The 16,512-nt window shown below is 70.8% G+C and carries 19 protein-coding genes and 2 pseudogenes; 9 read left to right on the top strand and 12 right to left on the bottom strand.

All coding sequences use genetic code 11. The features are described 5' to 3' along the window. The first annotated feature begins 111 nt into the window (after positions 1-111). From DRB89_RS10505 to DRB89_RS10495, 3 genes are all read left to right on the top strand, one after another. Positions 112-693, top strand: a complete 582-nt coding sequence (locus DRB89_RS10505; RefSeq protein WP_112450966.1) for a GNAT family N-acetyltransferase — start codon at positions 112-114, stop codon at positions 691-693. Between the two features lie 150 nt (positions 694-843). Continuing rightward, entirely contained in the window at positions 844-1,116 is a 273-nt protein-coding gene (locus DRB89_RS10500) for a CopG family transcriptional regulator (RefSeq protein WP_112450967.1), read from the top strand. Beyond that, entirely contained in the window at positions 1,113-1,526 is a 414-nt protein-coding gene (locus tag DRB89_RS10495; RefSeq protein WP_112450968.1) for a PIN domain-containing protein, read from the top strand. The genes DRB89_RS10500 and DRB89_RS10495 overlap by 4 nt, the downstream gene beginning before the upstream one ends. Positions 1,527-1,557: 31 nt before the next feature. Here the strand turns inward: DRB89_RS10495 and DRB89_RS44400 are convergent, their stop codons facing one another. Next, positions 1,558-2,217, bottom strand: a complete 660-nt coding sequence (locus tag DRB89_RS44400) for a hypothetical protein (RefSeq protein WP_239516076.1) — start codon at positions 2,215-2,217, stop codon at positions 1,558-1,560. Further along, complete coding sequence (locus tag DRB89_RS10485) at positions 2,214-2,432, bottom strand: hypothetical protein (RefSeq protein ID WP_112450969.1); 219 nt, start codon at positions 2,430-2,432, stop codon at positions 2,214-2,216. Before DRB89_RS10485 ends, DRB89_RS44400 begins: the two co-directional genes overlap by 4 nt. Positions 2,433-2,545: 113 nt before the next feature. Between DRB89_RS10485 and DRB89_RS10480 the strand changes: the two genes are divergently transcribed. Together DRB89_RS10480 and DRB89_RS10475 are read left to right on the top strand one after the other, a co-directional pair. Next, positions 2,546-3,385 carry a helix-turn-helix transcriptional regulator gene (locus DRB89_RS10480; protein ID WP_112450970.1) on the top strand — a complete coding sequence of 280 codons (840 nt, stop codon included), beginning with the start codon at positions 2,546-2,548 and terminating at the stop codon, positions 3,383-3,385. Then, on the top strand, positions 3,369-3,632 hold the full coding sequence (locus tag DRB89_RS10475) for a DUF397 domain-containing protein (RefSeq protein WP_112450971.1): 264 nt from the start codon (positions 3,369-3,371) through the stop codon (positions 3,630-3,632). The genes DRB89_RS10480 and DRB89_RS10475 overlap by 17 nt, the downstream gene beginning before the upstream one ends. Positions 3,633-3,684: 52 nt before the next feature. Here DRB89_RS10475 and DRB89_RS10470 read toward each other — a convergent pair. Both DRB89_RS10470 and DRB89_RS10465 read right to left on the bottom strand, forming a co-directional pair. Continuing rightward, a pseudogene (locus DRB89_RS10470) lies at positions 3,685-4,476 on the bottom strand (transposase); the annotation flags it as partial. A 249-nt stretch (positions 4,477-4,725) separates the two neighbouring features. After that, the gene (locus DRB89_RS10465) at positions 4,726-5,340 is read right to left on the bottom strand and encodes a hypothetical protein (RefSeq protein ID WP_204357833.1); all 615 of its coding nucleotides are present in this window, start codon (positions 5,338-5,340) and stop codon (positions 4,726-4,728) included. A 362-nt stretch (positions 5,341-5,702) separates the two neighbouring features. On the opposite strand from DRB89_RS10465, the gene DRB89_RS10460 reads away from it, so the two are divergent. Then, positions 5,703-6,929, top strand: a complete 1,227-nt coding sequence (locus DRB89_RS10460) for a cytochrome P450 (RefSeq protein WP_239516075.1) — start codon at positions 5,703-5,705, stop codon at positions 6,927-6,929. A 76-nt stretch (positions 6,930-7,005) separates the two neighbouring features. Here the strand turns inward: DRB89_RS10460 and DRB89_RS43675 are convergent. Continuing rightward, positions 7,006-7,170: pseudogene (locus tag DRB89_RS43675) on the bottom strand (IS5/IS1182 family transposase); the annotation flags it as partial. A 219-nt stretch (positions 7,171-7,389) separates the two neighbouring features. Here DRB89_RS43675 and DRB89_RS10450 point away from each other — a divergent pair. Further along, positions 7,390-7,764 (top strand): protease inhibitor I9 family protein, encoded by a 375-nt coding sequence (locus DRB89_RS10450; RefSeq protein WP_162688532.1) that lies wholly within the window; start codon positions 7,390-7,392, stop codon positions 7,762-7,764. On the opposite strand, the gene DRB89_RS10445 is transcribed toward DRB89_RS10450, so the two are convergent. From DRB89_RS10445 to DRB89_RS10435, 3 genes are all read right to left on the bottom strand, one after another. Further along, positions 7,761-9,221 carry an alanine/glycine:cation symporter family protein gene (locus DRB89_RS10445; RefSeq protein ID WP_112450973.1) on the bottom strand — a complete coding sequence of 487 codons (1,461 nt, stop codon included), beginning with the start codon at positions 9,219-9,221 and terminating at the stop codon, positions 7,761-7,763. The genes DRB89_RS10450 and DRB89_RS10445 overlap by 4 nt on opposite strands. A 169-nt stretch (positions 9,222-9,390) precedes the next feature. Beyond that, positions 9,391-10,275, bottom strand: a complete 885-nt coding sequence (locus tag DRB89_RS10440; protein ID WP_112450974.1) for a haloalkane dehalogenase — start codon at positions 10,273-10,275, stop codon at positions 9,391-9,393. Positions 10,276-10,338: 63 nt separating this feature from the next. Then, on the bottom strand, positions 10,339-11,199 hold the full coding sequence (locus tag DRB89_RS10435) for an NAD(P)H-binding protein (protein ID WP_112463851.1): 861 nt from the start codon (positions 11,197-11,199) through the stop codon (positions 10,339-10,341). Positions 11,200-11,292: 93 nt separating this feature from the next. Here DRB89_RS10435 and DRB89_RS10430 point away from each other — a divergent pair, with 93 nt between their 5' ends. Then, positions 11,293-11,958 carry a TetR/AcrR family transcriptional regulator gene (locus tag DRB89_RS10430; RefSeq protein ID WP_112449957.1) on the top strand — a complete coding sequence of 222 codons (666 nt, stop codon included), beginning with the start codon at positions 11,293-11,295 and terminating at the stop codon, positions 11,956-11,958. Here the strand turns inward: DRB89_RS10430 and DRB89_RS10425 are convergent. Together DRB89_RS10425 and DRB89_RS10420 are read right to left on the bottom strand one after the other, a co-directional pair. Further along, on the bottom strand, positions 11,955-12,593 hold the full coding sequence (locus DRB89_RS10425; protein ID WP_162688531.1) for a hypothetical protein: 639 nt from the start codon (positions 12,591-12,593) through the stop codon (positions 11,955-11,957). The genes DRB89_RS10430 and DRB89_RS10425 overlap by 4 nt on opposite strands. A 188-nt stretch (positions 12,594-12,781) precedes the next feature. After that, the gene (locus tag DRB89_RS10420; RefSeq protein WP_112449955.1) at positions 12,782-13,393 is read right to left on the bottom strand and encodes a phosphoribosylanthranilate isomerase; all 612 of its coding nucleotides are present in this window, start codon (positions 13,391-13,393) and stop codon (positions 12,782-12,784) included. 212 nt (positions 13,394-13,605) lie between these two features. Between DRB89_RS10420 and DRB89_RS10415 the strand changes: the two genes are divergently transcribed. After that, positions 13,606-14,103, top strand: coding sequence for a Uma2 family endonuclease (locus DRB89_RS10415; protein WP_239516074.1), 498 nt, complete (start codon positions 13,606-13,608; stop codon positions 14,101-14,103). Positions 14,104-14,190: 87 nt separating this feature from the next. Here DRB89_RS10415 and groL read toward each other — a convergent pair whose 3' ends face one another. Together groL and DRB89_RS10405 are read right to left on the bottom strand one after the other, a co-directional pair. Further along, positions 14,191-15,813: a chaperonin GroEL gene (gene groL, locus DRB89_RS10410; protein ID WP_112449953.1), complete on the bottom strand. Its 1,623-nt coding sequence runs from the start codon at positions 15,811-15,813 to the stop codon at positions 14,191-14,193. Positions 15,814-16,180: 367 nt separating this feature from the next. Further along, positions 16,181-16,387, bottom strand: a complete 207-nt coding sequence (locus DRB89_RS10405) for a cold-shock protein (RefSeq protein WP_008743607.1) — start codon at positions 16,385-16,387, stop codon at positions 16,181-16,183. Positions 16,388-16,512 lie beyond the last annotated feature (125 nt).

The raw sequence follows: 16,512 nt of genomic DNA, 5'->3' as shown, positions 1-16,512 counted from the left end.
CGAGAGAGTAGGGAGAAAGATGCGGTTTGTCGCTGACTGTAACGATTTGCGTCCTCTGTGTCGCAGGGAATCCGGGGAACCGTCAGGCCGACCAAACGGCATCATGGGCCGATGACCGACTCGATACCGGCCGTCGTCCCGTCAGGCCGGATGGCCGCACTCCCGCAGCCGTCGTACGCCCTGCCCTGCGGGATGCGGCTGCGCCCCTGGGAGGCGTACGACGCCCCCGCGCTCGTGGCCGCGTACGCCGATCCGGACATCCGCCACTGGAACCGCCCCGACCCCCTCACCGAGGACCGGGCCGTCACCCGCATCGCCCGCTGGCGCGAGCGCTGGCGGACCGAACGGGCGGCGGTCTGGGCCGTGGCCCCCGCCGGAGGGGGCGTGGCCGTCGGCGTGATCGGCATCGCCGACATCGACCTGCGCGGCGGCAGCGGCGAGATCATGTACTGGCTCCTGCCCGCGGGACGCGGCGCCGGAGCCACCGCCGAGGGCGTGTTGGCCGTGACCCGCTGGGCCTTCGAGGACCTCGGCCTGCACCGCCTGCGCATCACCCACTCGGTGGCCAACCCGGCGTCCTGCCGCGTCGCGACGAAGGCCGGCTACCCCCTGGAAGGCACCCTGCGCGGCGCGGTCCTCCACGCGGACGGCTGGCACGACGAACACCTCCACGCGCGACTGCGCACGGACTGAGACCCAGGGCAGCCCGCGAGCGCACACGATCGGGCGAATCGGCACACAAAGCCGGTCATCACGCCTCGCATATGCCATAGACCTATGCGCATGTACCTCTACGCCCCACACGCCGAACACGGCGGTGGCATCGGAAGTAGCATGGGTGGCATGAGCGATGCCACCCAGAAGTACTCCATCTCGATGCCCCGCGACATCGCCGAGGCCGCTCGCGCCCTCGGCGGCCCTTCCGGCCTCTCCGCCTACGTCACCGCCGCCGTGGCCCGCCAGATCGAACGGGACAACCTGGCGGAGCTCATCGCCGCCGCCGAGGCCGAAATCGGCCCGATCACCGCAGAGGAGATCAGGGAGAAGGCCGACTTCCTGCTGCGCGTACGAGCAGAGGCGCCGGCCGACGCCAAGAGCGGGCGGGACGCCGCATGACCCCTCAGAAGGCCACCCCGGCCGGCACCCTGGTCCTCGACAGCGAGGGACTCGCCAAGTACGTCTCCCGGGACCGTGAAACCGTCGCGTGGCTGGCAGCGGCCTTCGCGCGGGACGTTCGGGTCATCACCAGCACGCTCACCCTCGTCGAGGTGGTGCACCCGCAGATCAACATGCCCGCCCTCAGGTGGGCACTGTCCCGAGTGGTGGTCGAGCCGGTCACCGAGGAGATCGCCCTCGCCGCAACGGCCCTGCTCCGCGAGGCCGGCCTGCACGGGCACAAGTACGCCATCGACGCGGTGCTCGCCGCCACCGCGCTCGCGGCGCCCGGCCCCGTCACCGTCCTGACCTCCGACCCGGAGGACCTCACCGCCCTCTGCGGCAACCGCCTCGCCGCCGTGAAGGTCTGACCCGGCACCCCGCCCGGCAGGGCCCGTCGCCTCACGCTCCAGCAGCGGTCCGCAGGAAGCGGGCCATGTCGTCCACGCTGTAGCCGAGCTCCGGGCCCCGCTCGGCGGCCATCAGCAGCAGCTGGCCCACGATCTCCGCGCCCCAGCCGTCCGGACCGTCCGACGACCACTCCCACAGCTTCTCGATGCCGAGATCCGTCATCAGCAGCCCGTGCCCGGCCCGGACCTCCGCACACGTGTCGGCGACGGCGTCCAGCAGCCGCGCCCCCGGCCGCTCGCAGCGCAGCCCGAAGTACCCGCCGATCTCCCCGGGCACGCAGCCCTGCGGCGGCTGCGCCTTCAGCCCGTCGTAGCGCGCGTCGTCGCACCCCGGCCCCACCCCCACCGGACAGTGGATCAGCGTGAAGCGCTGCCACCCCGGCGGCGGGGGCGGCTGGGGCCGCCAGGCCGTCATGCCGAACGCCTCCTGTACGAGCGCGGTCGCCTCGTCCGCCGACTCGGCCGTCCGCACCTCCCGCCGCTCCCCGTCGTCCCCGACAGCGGTCCACAGCCCGCCGTCCCCGTCGTCACACTGCACCCGCACGGTCAGCCCCATGCCTCCACGCTTCCACCCACCACCGACAAGCACCGACTCCAACGCGTGCATCCGCCAGCCCAGTTCGAAGCCCCACTCCAGCGCCGGGTCACTCACGGGTGCGCCCGCTCGTGGAGTACGGCGGCCAGCCGGAGCGCGGTGTCCAGGTTGCAGCGCCCCAGGTCGACCAGCGGCAGCCCGTACGACCCGGCGGCCGACACCCCGTCCACCCCGAGCGACGGGAACACCACCCCGACATCCGTCAGCGCCGCCTTCAGCTGCCCCACGGCCTCCTCGGCCGCCTGCATCCGCTCCTTGGGCGTGAGCACCATGACATGTCACCTTTCGCTCTGAGTAATCGAGTTCAGCACTCAGAGTGGCGACGGGCTGGCTAGCCTTCAAGAGCCAAGGTCCAACAACCACGACTGTTGGAAGGGGAGTTGCCATGCCCGAATCCGGAGACGTCGAGTCGTTCTCCTCACCCCGCACCATGCTCGGCGCCGAACTGCGCGTCGCCCGCAAGAAGGCCGGCCTCAGCCAGGAGAAACTCGGCGAGCCCCTCTTCGTCAGCGGCTCCTTCATCGGCCAGCTCGAAGCGGGTACCCGTCGGATGACGCCGGACCTCGCCCGCGCGATCGACAAAATACTCGGCACCGACGGGTTCTTCACCCGCAATTGCCAGGCCGTGACGAAGTCCAAATACCCCGACCACTTCACGGAGGCGGCGGAAGCGGAGGCCCTGGCGAAGGCGATCCGGGAGTACGCGCCCCAGCTAATCCCCGGACTGCTTCAGACCGAGGCATACGCACGGGAGGTCTTCCTCGCTGGGCATCCGACCGCAGTGGAGGAGGCGATCAACGAGCTCGTAGCAAACCGGCTGGCAAGGGCGGCCCTGCTCAGCGATCCAACAACACCACTGTTGTGGTGTGTACTCGACGAAACGGTGCTCCGCCGCGTTGGGGACAATCCGGCAGTCCTCGCAGGTGCCCTGCGGCACATCGCAAGCCTGATCCGGTCCCGCCGCATCATCGTTCAAGTGCTGCCGTTCAGCGCAGGCATGCATGCGGCCATGGGAGGTGCCATCAAGTTGATGTCCTTCGACGACGCTCCACCGCTTTCCTACGTCGAAGGCATGGGAACAGGGCTCTTGTTCGACGATCCAGCCACGGTCGCCCACCACACACTGACCTACGATCTCCTCACGGCCAACGCGCTCTCACCGCGCAAGTCGCTGGCCTTGATCGAGTCGGTGGCGGAGGATTACGCACATGACCAGCACGCCTAAGTACGACCTGTCGGCGGCCACCTGGCACAAGTCGAGCTACAGCGACGCCAGTGGCGGCAACTGCCTGGAGATGGCCACCTGGCGCAAGTCCACGTACAGCGCCGGCGACGGCGGCAACTGCCTAGAGGTATCCGACGGCCACCCCGACATCGTCCCCGTCCGGGACTCCAAGGTCCCCGACGGCCCGCACCTCACCTTCGGCGCCCCCGCCTGGTCCGCCTTCGTCGCCGCCCTCGGTCCGGCCTAGAGCTTTCCGGGCTTTTGAAGTGCTCTCCCGGCTGAAGCCGGGAGATTCCTGCTTACCTCGCGGCAGCGGGCTTGACGCGCTTCGCGCGCCTGACGACTGCCCTCCCGGCAGCCGGGATGAGCGCGAGGCCCATCCGGTACAGGTGCAAGACGTTGCGGGCCGCGTTGTGGTCGGCGTTGCCCGACCACCCGCAGTCCGGGTTCTTGCACACGAACACGGCCTGGGACTCCCGACTGCCCGGCGTGGTGAAGCCGCATGCCGAGCAGCGTTGGGAGGTACCGGGGGCGGGGACCTTGTACAGGGTGCCGCCGTGCCGGGCGGTCTTGTACGTCAGCATGGTGACCGTCCGGCCCCATGCCTCCCCGTGGATGGCGCGGTTCAGCCCGGACTTCTGGGCGACGTTCCTGCCCGGCTGGTCCACTGTGCCCTTGGCGGACTTGACCATGTTCGTGATGGTGAGTGCTTCGACCACGACGGTGCCGTAGGTGCGGGCGATGGTGGTGGTCGTCTGGTGCTGCCAGTCCAGGGCCCTGCTCTTGGCTTTCGCGCGGAGTCCTGCGATCTGGTCGTAGGTGTGGTGCAGCCGGCGGCTGGTGCGCTCGCCGGGCTTGCGGTGCTGCTTACGCTGCGAGGCGCGCAGCTCCAGGCGCAGGAGCGTGGCCTTCTCCTTGCCGGTCAGCCACTCGCCGTGCTCGTAGGTCTGCCCGTTTGAGAGGGCGATGGGCACGGTGACGCCCACGTCAATTCCGGCTTCCGGCCCCTGGTGCGGCTCGGGCTTGGCCTCCAGGGTCTGGACGCGGAAGGCGATGTGCCAGCCGAGCGCGTCCTTGACCAGCCGAGCGCCGCGCCGGCGGCGACCAGACCCGCCGCCGTCAGCACCGACCTCCGGGAAGGGGCGGAGGGCGTGAAGCGGTTCGGAAGGTGGACGGGCATGCGGTGTCTCCTCGCACTCGACAAGTGGGCTGCCACGAGCGCGCGCACGAGGAACGGGCACGGCACCGGGGCATGGCACCGACCCTGTCAACCGCCTCTAACGTTTCCCTGTCGTCCCCCTGTCGCCGCCCGACGCCGCAGCGCCGCCCCGCCCTCCGGGCTACGCCTCCACCAGACCCTGGGCCGGAGCCTTCGGGCCGGCCGAGGGCTCGGCGGCCGCCGGGCGGTCGCGGTACAGCGGGGCGAAGGAGACCAGGAGGAGGACGGCTCCGAGCGGTATGAGGTCCTTGTCGGCAAAGGGCAGGGTGGTGTCGATGAGCACCAGGACCGGGGCCCACGGCTTCAGGACGCGGCGCTTGGCGAGCTGGGAGACCAGGATCAGCTGGCCCACGAAGAAGAGCAGGGGGCCGAAGTCGTAGAACGCCGGGAGCACGCCGGGTATGTCCTGGACCCGGGTGAACAGCACCTCCATCGCACCCCGGTCCGCCGACAGGAAGCCGACCACCAGGTCGATCGCGAACTGCACGCCGACGGCTATCGCTCCCGCCGTGCCGGCCCACACCCCCACGGTGGACAGCCGGTTGCGCCCGGCCATCACCCGCATCGCCACGAAGCCCTGGACGAAGAAGACCAGCGCGCCGAGGAAGCACAGGTGGCCGAGGCTCCACGCGAAGCCCGGACCACGGCTGCCGTCGAGCCCGTCGAGGATGCGGATGACTCCGTAGGCCCCCATCAGAACGGGGGCTGCGATGAAGGCGGTTCGAGGTGTGGTCATACGCAAGAAGCTACGGGCGCGGCACCCCGAGCCACATCCGGTACCGCCCCCTGAGTTGTCCCCTAGAACGGGCCCCAGCCACGGCCCGGTGGCCGGGAGGCCGGACTGCGTCCCGTACGGCGTCCGGTCACGTGTGAGTGGCGATGCACGAACGAGCAGTGAATTGACGGCGTTTCGGGCAGAGAGGCACCGTTCCCCGTGTCGTACCGAACGCCGTCGATATGTACTGAACGGCGAGTCCAACGCAGCCGGCCGCACATCTCCCGTGTCACGCTCCGATCCTGCCCTCTGTCCCGCGACGGGCGCCGGCCCGGAGCGCGTCCGCTCCGGGCCGGCGTCCCCGCGAACCTTCTGGAGAGCCCGTGACAACGAGTGATCGCATCGTCATCGACCCGTTCGGCGCCGGCATTCCCGGCGAGGCCGCTCGGCTTCGGGCCATGGGCCCCATCGTCCCCGTGGAACTGCCCGGTGGTCTCCCCGCGTGGGCCCCCACGGGACACGACATTCTCAAGGAGCTGATCCTCGACCCGAACGTCAGCAGGGACGCCCGACTCCACTGGAACCTCTGGCCCAAGTTCCCGGACAACCCCGCCTGGGGCTGGATATACACGTGGTCCGCGGTCGACTCCATGCTCGCCACCTACGGCACCCAACGCGCACGGCTGCGCAGCCTGGTCGCCCCTAGCTTCACCAACCGGCGCACCGAGGCGCTGCGCTCCCAGGTCGAAGCGATCTCCGGCGCGCTGCTCGATCGGCTCGCGGCCCGCGAGGAGGAAGTAGTGGACCTGATCGAGGGGCTCGCGTATCCGCTGCCACTGCAGGTGATCTGCGAATTGGTGGGCGTTCCGGACGAGTTGCTGGACGCGGTCCGCCGCCTCATGAACGCCGTCGTGGGCACGCCGGAGACACCGGAACATGGCGAGTTCATCCAGCAGCAGGTCCTCGAGGTTTCGACCGCCCTGATCGCCTACCGGCGGGAACACCCGGGCGAGGACCTGACGAGTGACCTGATCCGGGCCGTGGAAGCAGGGGACGGCCCCACCGGCGATGAGATAAGCAAAACACTGTTGCTCGTCATCGGCGCGGGATTCGAGACAACGGTCAACCTGATCGGCAACGCCGTCGTGGCCCTGCTGCGTGACCCCCGGCAACTCGCCGCGGTCCGCGCGGGCGAGGCCAGCTGGGACGATGTGATCGAGGAGACGCTGCGCGTCCACCCGCCCCTGGCCGCGGTGCCGCTGCGATTCGCGGTGAAGGATCTGGAGGTCGGCGGCGTCACCGTCCCGGCCGGCGACGCCATCATCACGACGTACGGCGCCGCCGGGTGGGACCCCGACCGCCACGGTCCGGACGCGCACGTGTTCGACGCGGCTCGCGACGGCGAGGACCACATGGCGTTCGGGATCGGCGTTCACCGCTGCATCGGCGCCCCGCTGGCGCGGATGGAGGCCCGGACCGTGCTCCCCGCCCTGTTCGAGCGTTTCCCCGACATGAGCCTCGCGGCCGACCCGGACGAGCTGCGCCAGGTGGCCTCCTTCATCGCGCTCGGCTGGCGGGAGATACCGGTACGGCTGCACGGCCGCAGCTGAGCAGGCGCGCGGCGTGGCCCTCTGAGAGGGTGTTTCGTCCCGTTGTTTCATCCCAAATTGCCGGGTTGAGTGCGATTCATAGACCGCGCCATGCGGGGGTGGATTCGGCGGTGAGCCTGCGGGTCATGAGGTTGATCACCGCAAGGTGGATCATGGCTTCAGAGCGCTGTGGGTGGGCTTCGTCGTCGCGGGCCAGGCGGCGGTGGTTCATGAGCCAGCCAAGGGTTCTCCCGACGGTCCAACTTACCGACGGAAGAAAGGATTCCGTCCGCTGGTCTCCCGGCCCTCCAGCCCTGCGCGGCCGGCCTCGCGCCCGTGCGGTGCGAGCCGGCAGGTTCACCCGTACGGAAGGTGCCGCGCGGACCCGGCGAGGGGCGCACTCCCGGTTCACCCCAGCCCGAATCCGCCGCGCCGCCGGGGATCGTTGACCGGGCGGGGCATGCGTGGTGGCCTCGCCGTCATGCGTACCCGTACGAGCTGGACCCTGCCCACGGCCGTCGCCGTCGCCGCCCTCGCCCTGACCGCCCTGACCGCCCAAGCCGCCCAGGCCACCACCACCGGACCCGCTCCCGCGGCCCGCACGGCGCCCGCGGCCCGCACGGCGCCCGCGGCCCCGGCCGAGTGGCCGGCGTACATCGTCACCGTGCACCCCGGCCTCGACCCGGCCGCCGTCGCGGACGCCTACGGGATCACCCCGGTCCACGTCTACCGCACCGCCCTGAACGGCTTCAGCGCCCGCCTCTCCCCCGAACAGGTCGAATCCCTGCGCTCGACGGCGGTCGTGGAGTCGGTCGAGGCGGACGGCCCCGTGACCACCTTCGGCCCCGCCCGCTAAACCCGTTCCGGCGCGGCCGCCGCCGGGACGGTCGTGCGGACCGGGTCCCAGCACTGGACCCCGCGCAGGTCCGGCATCCGGTCGCGCGTGAAGACCGGCTCCAGGCCCGCCCGGCGCTGCGCGAGGTAGTCGTCGAGGAGCCGGAAGGCGATCGCCGACAGCGGGATGATCGCGGCCAGGTTGATCAGGGCCATGAGGCCCATGAACACGTCCGCCAGGTTCCACACGATCGACACCGAGCCGAGGGAGCCGAGGACGACCGCCGACAGCACCAGCACCCGGTACCCCGGCAGGACCCACCTCTTGCGGGTGATGAACTGGATGTTCGTCTCGCCGTAGTAGTAGTTCCCGATCATGCTGCTGAAGGCGAGCATGAAGACCACGCCGGTGAGCAGGTGCCCGGCCCACGCGCCGAGCGTGTCGGCGAGCGCCGTCTGCGTCAGGTCCGCGCCCTGGCGGCCCGACAGCTCCGGGTTGGTGACCAGCACGATGAAGGCCGTCATCGTGCACACGAGGAGCGTGTCGAAGAAGACGCCCAGGGACTGTACGAGGCCCTGCTTGACCGGGTGCGAGACCTCGGCGGCCGCGCCCGCGTTCGGCGCCGAGCCAAGGCCCGCCTCGTTGGAGAACATGCCGCGCCTGATGCCCTGCTGGATGGCCGCGCCGATGCCGCCGGCCGCCAGCTCACGGAAGCCGAAGGCGCCGCCGACGATGTCCGCGACGACCCGGGGGAACTCGGTGATGTTGAGGAGGACCACCGCCGCGCCCAGCAGCAGGTAGACGATCGCCATGACCGGCACGAGGACGGTGGTGACGGAGGAGATCCGCTTGACACCACCGAAGACCGCCAGGCCCAGCAGGGCGGCCAGCAGCACACCGAGCGACGGGCCGAACCAGTCCGCCCCGTCCGCGTCCGCGAGCGAGCCGGTGGCGACGGCGGTGATGGTGTTGGCCTGCACCGCGTTGAAGACGAAGCCGAAAGTGACGGTGATCGTCACCGCGAAGAGCACCCCGAGCCAGCGTTTGCCGAGCGCGCGCTGCATGTAGTACGCCGGACCGCCCCGGTAGGCGCCGGTGGAGCCGCGCACCTTGTAGAGCTGGGCGAGCGCCGATTCCACGAAGGCGGAGGCCGCGCCGATCAGCGCCATCATCCACATCCAGAAGACGGCGCCCGCGCCGCCCAGGGTGATGGCGGTGGCGACGCCGGCGATGTTGCCCGTACCGACGCGCGCGGCGGCGGAGATGGTGAACGCGCCGAAGGACGAGACCTGCTTGCGGCCGTCCGCGCGCGGCGGGGTCTTCTCCTTCAGCACCCGGAACATCTCCGGGAGCAGGCGCAGCTGCACACCCCGGGACCGGACCGTGAAGTACAGGCCGGCACCGACCACCAGCGGGATCAGCAGGTAGGTCCAGAGGTGATCGTTGGCGCTGACGATCATCGAGTCCAGGGTGTCCATCCTCGAAGTGTCGCCGGGGCGGAAGGCCCGCCGACAGGGACCTACGTCCGTCTCACGAGGGACCGAAGGCCCGTATGGCACGCCCTTCGCCCCGTCGCCGCCCCGTCTCCGCCCCGTCGCCGCCCCGTCGCCGCGGCCCGGATCGGCCCCGCGGGCCGCGCCGCCCGGCTCAGGCCCACAGGCCGTGCCGGCCGGCCCAGTCCCGCACCGCCGCCGCGATCAGCAGCGGGTGGTCCTCGGGGGTGTGGTGCCCGGCGGGCACGTCGTCGTGCCGGGCGAGCTCCAGGCCGGCGAAGTTCGCCGCGCACCATTCGACGGTCTCCGGCCCCTGCATGGCGCCGGGCCCCGGAGCGAAGGTCAGCAGCAGCTTGGGCACCTCCGGGCTCTTCGCGAGCCAGTCGCCGTACGCCGCCACCCGCGCGACCACCTCGGCGGGCTCCCCGCCCAGCGGCATCGACCGCGCCCACTGGAGCAGCGGGCGCCGGCTCTCCGGCGTCGGGTACGGGGCCCGGTAGACGTCGAGGTCGCGCGGGTCGAGGGGGAGGGCGACGGTACCGGGCAGGGCCTGCTCGATGAAGGCGTTCCGTTCGAGGACCATGGCTTCGCCGACGCCGGGCGTCTTGAGCGCCCGGAACAACTCGCGGCCGCCTTCCGGGAACTCCTCCCAGCCCATCGGCTTGACGATGGTCTCGGTGAAGGCGATCCCGCGGACCCGGCCCGGGTGCCGGGCGGCCCAGTCGAAGGCGAGCGCGCCGCCCCAGTCGTGGCCGACGAGCACCACCTCGTCGAGGCCGAGGGCCTCGAACCAGGCGTCGAGGTAACGGGCTTGGTCGTCGAAGGTGTAGTCGACGTCCGGTTTGCCCGAGTCCCCCATCCCGATCAGGTCCGGCGCGAGCAGCCGGCGGCCCGGCCCGGGTCCGTCCAGGGCGGGTATGACGCCCCGCCAGAGGTGGGAGGAGGTGGGGTTCCCGTGCAGGAGGACGGTGGGCACGCCGTCCGCGGCACCGGCCTCCCGGTAGTGGACCGTCGAATCGAGTACGGGCTGTACGGGCATGCTGCTGCTCCTTCGGAGGGGTACGGAGGTACGGCGGTACGGAGGTACGGGGTACGGGCCCGGTCAGCGGAAGGCCGGGGCCGCTCGGTCCGCCCACGCGGCGAACGGGCGCGGGGCGCGGCCCAGGATCCGCTCGACGGCCGGGCTCACCGCGCGTTCGGCGGCGACGGGCGCGCCCAGGATCGACAGGGTGCCCTCGACCGCCGGCTCGGGCATGAAGGTGAGCATCTGCGTCCGGGCCTCCTCGGGGCTCTGCTCCACGAACCGCACCGGCTCGCCGATGGCCCCCGCGATCGCCTCGGCCCGCTCGCGCGGGGAGACGGGGACCGGCCCGGTCAGCTCGTACGTGGCCCCCGCGTGCGGGCCGCCGCCGATCCCGTCCCCCTCCCCGACGCCCCCGGCCCCGCTCCGCAGCACCGCCGCCGCGACCTCGGCCACGTCCGCCGGGTCGACCACCGGCAGGCCGACGTCCCCGAAGGGCGCGGCCGCCGTGCGGTGGGCGCGGATCGACTCGGCCCAGGCGAAGGCGTTGGAGTCGAGCCCGCCCGAGCGCAGGACCGTCCACTCCAGGCCCGACCGGCGGACGGCCTCCTCGAAGGCCGCGGGGTGCCGGTACTGCTCGGGCCGGGTCCCGACCCCCTGCGAGGACAGCAGCACGACCCTGCGTACGCCGCCCGCCGCGGCCAGCTCCAGGACCGCCCGCGGGTCCTCGCCGGCGACGAGCAGGAACAGGGCCTCGGCCCCGTCGAGGGCGGGCCGCAGGCTCTGCGGCTCGGCGAGGTCGGCGCGGTGGTGGCGGACGCCCTCGGGCAGCGCGTGCTCCGGCGCCCGGCGGGAGACGGCCGTGACCGGCTCCCCCGCCGCCGCGAGGATCCGTACCAGCTCGCCGCCGACGTTTCCGGTCGCACCCGTGATGACGAACATGAGGTCTCCCACCCGTGAGTGAGTTAGTCGACTGACTAACTCCTGTGACGACGACCATAGCCCGCCGGGCCGCGCCCGTCTACACTTAGTCAGGTGACTTACTCAGACTCCGCCGAACCGTCGCCCCCGGCCTCCCCGCCGTCCCAGCCGTCCCCATCCCCGGCCTCCCGCCCGAAGGTCGCGCGCGGGGGCAAGCGCGAACGGCTCGCCGCGGCGGCGGCCCAGGTCCTGCACGAACAGGGCGTGGAGAAGACGACGATCGCCGACATCGCGCGCGCGGCCGACGTCCCCCTCGGCAACGTCTACTACTACTTCAAGACCAAGGACCAGCTGGTCGAGGCGGCCATCGACGCCCACGCGCAGCACCTGGCCGGGCTGATCTCCGCCCTGGACGCGCTCCCCACCCCGCAGGACCGGCTGAAGGCCCTCCTCGCCGGCTGGATCGACCAGCGCGAGCTCACCGCCCGCCACGGCTGCCCCACCGGTTCGCTCGCCTCCGAGCTCGACAAGCGCGACGACGGCCTCGACCAGACCCTCGCCACGGTCATGCGGGTGCTGCTCGACTGGGCCGAGCAGCAGTTCCGCGCCCTGGGCCGGACCTCCGACGCCCGCGAGCTGGCGGTCGCCCTGATCGCCTCGTACCAGGGCATCTCGCTGCTCACGAACACCTTCCGCGACCCCGAAATGATGGCCACGGAAGGCCGCCGGCTGGAACGCTGGATCGACTCGCTCGCCGACCAGGGGCTGTCAGTCGGCTAGTGGTCGGGCCTCGGGACCACCGTGATGGGGACGTCGCCCGTGTAGTCGAAGGTGCCTGCCGGCAGGCAGTTCTCCTCCGTGACCGTCCCGAGGCCGTCGCAGTGCTCCGCCTTGAGGGTGAAGAAGACGGTCTGGGTGTGCGGGCCGAGGTCCGGCGCCTTGAACGGCGGCGAGACGACGGCCGAGTACGGATTCCCGTCCGCGTCGACGAAACCGGTCCGCAGGACCTCCTTCTTCTTGAACGTCTGGCGCTTCTCCTGCGGCGTGCCGATGTCGAGGACGTAGGTGGCGCTGACGAACTTGGAGTTGAAGTCGTCGATCGGATCGGGACGGGACGGCTCGTAGCCGTCCGGATAGACCGCCACCTCGGCGCTGGCCGCCGTGGTCCAGCCCGGCACGGTCCGGACCCACTTCTCCTTGGCGTAGATCTCGCGGCAGGTGGGTGGACCGACGATCCGCAGCTTCACATCGTAGAGCTCGTTGAGGTCCGTCCCGTCGGATCCCAAGCAGTGCGGGACGGGCGGCTTGGGCTTCGGCAGCGGATCGGCCGCGGCCGGCGCGGCCGCGCCGGCTCCGGCGAGCGCAGCCACCAGCAGGGACGGGACGACCGCGGCGAGGAACCGTGCTCGGTTCACCGGGTACCACCTTTCGATGTCGGCGATTGAGACCGTCGGCCAGCCGACCACCTCGCGCGCCCCGGTTCACGGCGACACGTCCCAGGAGCGGCCGGACGGCGGAGCGAATCCACACACCTGCCCGCGCGCCGCCGCGCGACACCGCTCAGCCGTGCGCCGCCGCGCCGACCCCGCTCAGTCGACCCCGCTCAGCCCCGCGTCGCACCCCGCGCCGCCGTGATGAAGGCCCGGATCAGCTCCGGGGACTTCACCCCGCGCTCCCGCTCCACCCCGCTCGACACGTCCACGCCCCAGGCCCCGGTGACCGCGAGCGCCTCGCGCACGTTGCCCGGGTTCAGCCCGCCCGCCAGCACCCAGCGCCCGTTCGGCGCGGTGAACTCCGGCGACCCCCAGTTCCACGGCTTGCCGGAGCCCGCGTCGGGGGCGTCGATCAGCAGCAGGTCCTCGCCGTACTCCCCCACGGAGGCCACCGCGCGGGCCGTGGCCCGGATCAGGGTCCGGCCCTCCGCGCGCAGCTCCTCGTAGTACTCGGGCCCCTCGTCCCCGTGCAGCTGCACGGCGCGTACGCCGCTCTCCTCGGCCAGCCGCCGGACCTCTGCGACCGACTGCCCGCGGAACACCCCGACGGTGAGCACCCCGGCGGGCACCCGCGCGGCCAGCTCCCGCGCGGCGGCGGCGTCGATCGTGCGCACGGTCCCGGCGGCGAGGATGAACCCCACGGCATCGGCCCCCGCCTCCACGGCGGTGTCGATGTCACGCGCGGTCTTCAGACCGCAGATCTTGACGAACGGCTCACTCATGCCGCCAGTCAACCAAACCCGGCCACCCCCCGCCGATGCGTCCCATGCACCGAGCAGCGCCCCCGCGCCACCACTAGCCTGGGACGTGGCACGAAAGCAAGGCACTGCACCCCTTCCGGAGGACGATGGTGACGATCATGACCGAGCGGGCCACACCCATAGAGACCGTGTCGCCGCCAACGTTCGAGGGGCTCCTGCACACGGTTGCGGAGATGAACACGCCAGACGGCTTCAAGGCCGAGCTCATCCGGGGGAAGATCGTCTTGTCGCCGTTCTCCAAGCTGCGCTACTCCCGTCGCATGCGCCTCCTGCGCGAGCAGCTCCTGACCCACGCCCCTGACGGGCACTTCGCGGACACCTCACCCTTCCTCTTCCGGTTCCCGGCAGCGGAGCGCGGCTACGGACCGGACTTGTACGTCGCGGACGAAGCGGCCTTCGACGAGGAAGGGCTGCACGCGGACGGAGCGGCGCTGTCGTTGGTCGGAGAGTTCACGTCCGTCTCCACCAGGGACGCCGACTGGAACGAGAAGCTGGACGTGTACGGCCAGATCGTGCCCATCTACCTGGTCGTCGACATGCAGGACTCGGAGATCACCTGCTTCTGGGACCCCTCCCCGCACGGATACCGGTCCCGTACGACCGTGTCCTTCGGTCAGCCCCTGAACGTCCCGAAGCCGTTCGACTTCGCCATCGACACCACCGGCTTCTAAGCACGCGGAAACGCCCGAGGGCGGCACCCCTTCGTGGAGAAGGGGTGCCGCCCTCGGTACGAGAACAGCCGATCAGCCGGGGGCCGATCAGAAGTCCATGTCACCGCCCGGCATGCCGCCGCCACCAGCGGCGCCGGCCTTCTCGGGCTTGTCGGCGATGACGGCCTCGGTGGTGAGGAAGAGGGCCGCGATCGACGCCGCGTTCTGCAGGGCAGAGCGGGTGACCTTCGCCGGGTCGATGATGCCCGCGGCGATCATGTCCACGTACTCGCCGGTCGCGGCGTTCAGGCCCCAACCGATCTGCAGGTTGCGGACCTTCTCCACGACGACGCCACCCTCGAGACCACCGTTGACGGCGATCTGCTTGAGCGGGGCCTCCAGCGCGAGCTTCACGGCGTTGGCGCCGGTCGCCTCGTCGCCCTCGAGCTCGAGCTTCTCGAAGACCGCGGAAGCCTGCAGCAGGGCCACGCCGCCACCGGCGACGATGCCCTCTTCGACGGCCGCCTTCGCGTTGCGAACGGCGTCCTCGATGCGGTGCTTGCGCTCCTTGAGCTCGACCTCGGTCGCGGCGCCGGCCTTGATGACGGCCACGCCGCCGGCCAGCTTCGCGAGGCGCTCCTGGAGCTTCTCGCGGTCGTAGTCCGAGTCGGAGTTCTCGATCTCGGCGCGGATCTGGTTGACGCGACCGGCAACCTGGTCGCTGTCACCGGCACCGTCGACGATGGTGGTCTCGTCCTTGGTGATGACGACCTTGCGGGCGCGGCCGAGCAGGTCGAGACCGGCGTTCTCGAGCTTGAGGCCGACCTCCTCGGAGATGACCGTGCCGCCCGTGAGGATGGCGATGTCGCCGAGCATGGCCTTGCGGCGGTCGCCGAAGCCCGGAGCCTTGACGGCGACGGACTTGAAGGTGCCGCGGATCTTGTTGACGACCAGGGTCGACAGGGCCTCGCCCTCGACGTCCTCGGCGATGATCAGCAGCGGCTTGCCGGACTGCATGACCTTCTCGAGGAGCGGCAGCAGGTCCTTGACCGAGCCGATCTTCGAGTTGACGATCAGGATGTACGGGTCGTCGAGGGACGACTCCATGCGCTCCATGTCGGTGGCGAAGTACGCCGAGATGTAGCCCTTGTCGAAGCGCATGCCCTCGGTGAGCTCGAGCTCGAGACCGAAGGTCTGCGACTCCTCGACCGTGATGACGCCTTCCTTGCCGACCTTGTCCATGGCCTCGGCGATGAGCTCGCCGATCTGGGTGTCGGCGGCGGAGATGGAGGCCGTCGAAGCGATCTGCTCCTTGGTCTCGACATCCTTGGCCTGCGCCAGCAGGGCGGCGGAGACGGCCTCGACGGCCTTCTCGATACCGCGCTTGAGGGCCATCGGGTTCGCACCGGCGGCCACGTTGCGCAGGCCCTCGCGGACGAGCGCCTGGGCGAGGACGGTGGCGGTGGTCGTACCGTCGCCGGCGACGTCGTCCGTCTTCTTGGCGACTTCCTTGACCAGCTCTGCGCCGATCTTCTCGTACGGGTCCTCGAGCTCGATCTCCTTGGCGATGGAGACACCATCGTTGGTGATCGTGGGGGCGCCCCACTTCTTCTCAAGGACGACGTTGCGACCCTTGGGGCCAAGGGTGACCTTGACGGCGTCGGCGAGCTGGTTCATGCCTCGCTCGAGACCGCGCCGGGCCTCCTCGTTGAACGCAATGATCTTGGCCATCTGAAGTGGTCCTCCCGGACAGCGGTGGATTGCTCCCGGACCGCGCCCGCGCCCGCGACGGACGGCCTGCGTGCCCGGCGGTTCCTGCCCACCGGACCCTGCGGGCCTCACCGACCCGGTCCTCGTTTAGTAGCACTCTCACCCGGAGAGTGCTAACGCCAATGATTAGCACTCGGCACCCCCGAGTGCAAGCGGCTTCGGGGAACCCCTGGTGAACAAGCAGGCGGGACAAGGGGTGCGGGGGCACGCGCACGAGGGGCCCGCATCCCGTGTCCAGGATGTGGGCCCCTCGTCTGCATGCAGTGGTGCCGTCGTACGCGGCCCTGTGCGCGGGCGCGGTACGTGTCGGTGGTCGATCGCGGTCGGCCTAGCCGGCGGCGAGCTTGACCATGTCCGCCTGCGGACCCTTCTGGCCCTGCGAGATCTCGAATTCGACCCGCTGACCCTCTTCAAGGGTGCGGTACCCGTCCATCTGGATGGCGCTGTAGTGGACGAACACATCCGCACCACCGTCGACCGCGATGAAGCCGTAGCCCTTCTCCGCGTTGAACCACTTGACGGTGCCCTGAGCCATGCCTAACTCCCCTATTACTGGCCCTTGCGCAGGACCGCACTTCGCGGTCCCGGGTCAGAACTTGCGCCGGAACGCCTCGACCGGGGCTGAATGTATCCGCACCGCTGCTGTCTGCAACAGGTCAT

It is taken from the genome of Streptomyces sp. ICC4 (assembly GCF_003287915.1).
GTDB classification, from domain to species: Bacteria; Actinomycetota; Actinomycetes; order Streptomycetales; family Streptomycetaceae; genus Streptomyces; species Streptomyces tritrimontium.
The sequence above is the reverse complement of the archived record's forward strand: the minus strand, read 5'-3'. Positions and strand labels throughout refer to the sequence as shown.

What these genes read in the sequence shown, in the direction of transcription:
- DRB89_RS10505 (WP_112450966.1), top strand. Translation starts at nt 112, where the DNA reads ATGACCGACTCGATACCGGCCGTCGTCCCGTCAGGCCGGATGGCCGCA.
- DRB89_RS10500 (WP_112450967.1), top strand. Translation starts at nt 844, where the DNA reads ATGAGCGATGCCACCCAGAAGTACTCCATCTCGATGCCCCGCGACATC.
- DRB89_RS10495 (WP_112450968.1), top strand. Translation starts at nt 1,113, where the DNA reads ATGACCCCTCAGAAGGCCACCCCGGCCGGCACCCTGGTCCTCGACAGC.
- DRB89_RS10485 (WP_112450969.1), bottom strand. Translation starts at nt 2,432, where the DNA reads ATGGTGCTCACGCCCAAGGAGCGGATGCAGGCGGCCGAGGAGGCCGTG.
- DRB89_RS10480 (WP_112450970.1), top strand. Translation starts at nt 2,546, where the DNA reads ATGCCCGAATCCGGAGACGTCGAGTCGTTCTCCTCACCCCGCACCATG.
- DRB89_RS10475 (WP_112450971.1), top strand. Translation starts at nt 3,369, where the DNA reads ATGACCAGCACGCCTAAGTACGACCTGTCGGCGGCCACCTGGCACAAG.
- DRB89_RS10465 (WP_204357833.1), bottom strand. Translation starts at nt 5,340, where the DNA reads ATGACCACACCTCGAACCGCCTTCATCGCAGCCCCCGTTCTGATGGGG.
- DRB89_RS10450 (WP_162688532.1), top strand. Translation starts at nt 7,390, where the DNA reads ATGCGTACCCGTACGAGCTGGACCCTGCCCACGGCCGTCGCCGTCGCC.
- DRB89_RS10445 (WP_112450973.1), bottom strand. Translation starts at nt 9,221, where the DNA reads ATGGACACCCTGGACTCGATGATCGTCAGCGCCAACGATCACCTCTGG.
- DRB89_RS10440 (WP_112450974.1), bottom strand. Translation starts at nt 10,275, where the DNA reads ATGCCCGTACAGCCCGTACTCGATTCGACGGTCCACTACCGGGAGGCC.
- DRB89_RS10435 (WP_112463851.1), bottom strand. Translation starts at nt 11,199, where the DNA reads ATGTTCGTCATCACGGGTGCGACCGGAAACGTCGGCGGCGAGCTGGTA.
- DRB89_RS10420 (WP_112449955.1), bottom strand. Translation starts at nt 13,393, where the DNA reads ATGAGTGAGCCGTTCGTCAAGATCTGCGGTCTGAAGACCGCGCGTGAC.
- DRB89_RS10415 (WP_239516074.1), top strand. Translation starts at nt 13,606, where the DNA reads ATGAACACGCCAGACGGCTTCAAGGCCGAGCTCATCCGGGGGAAGATC.
- groL (WP_112449953.1), bottom strand. Translation starts at nt 15,813, where the DNA reads ATGGCCAAGATCATTGCGTTCAACGAGGAGGCCCGGCGCGGTCTCGAG.
- DRB89_RS10405 (WP_008743607.1), bottom strand. Translation starts at nt 16,387, where the DNA reads ATGGCTCAGGGCACCGTCAAGTGGTTCAACGCGGAGAAGGGCTACGGC.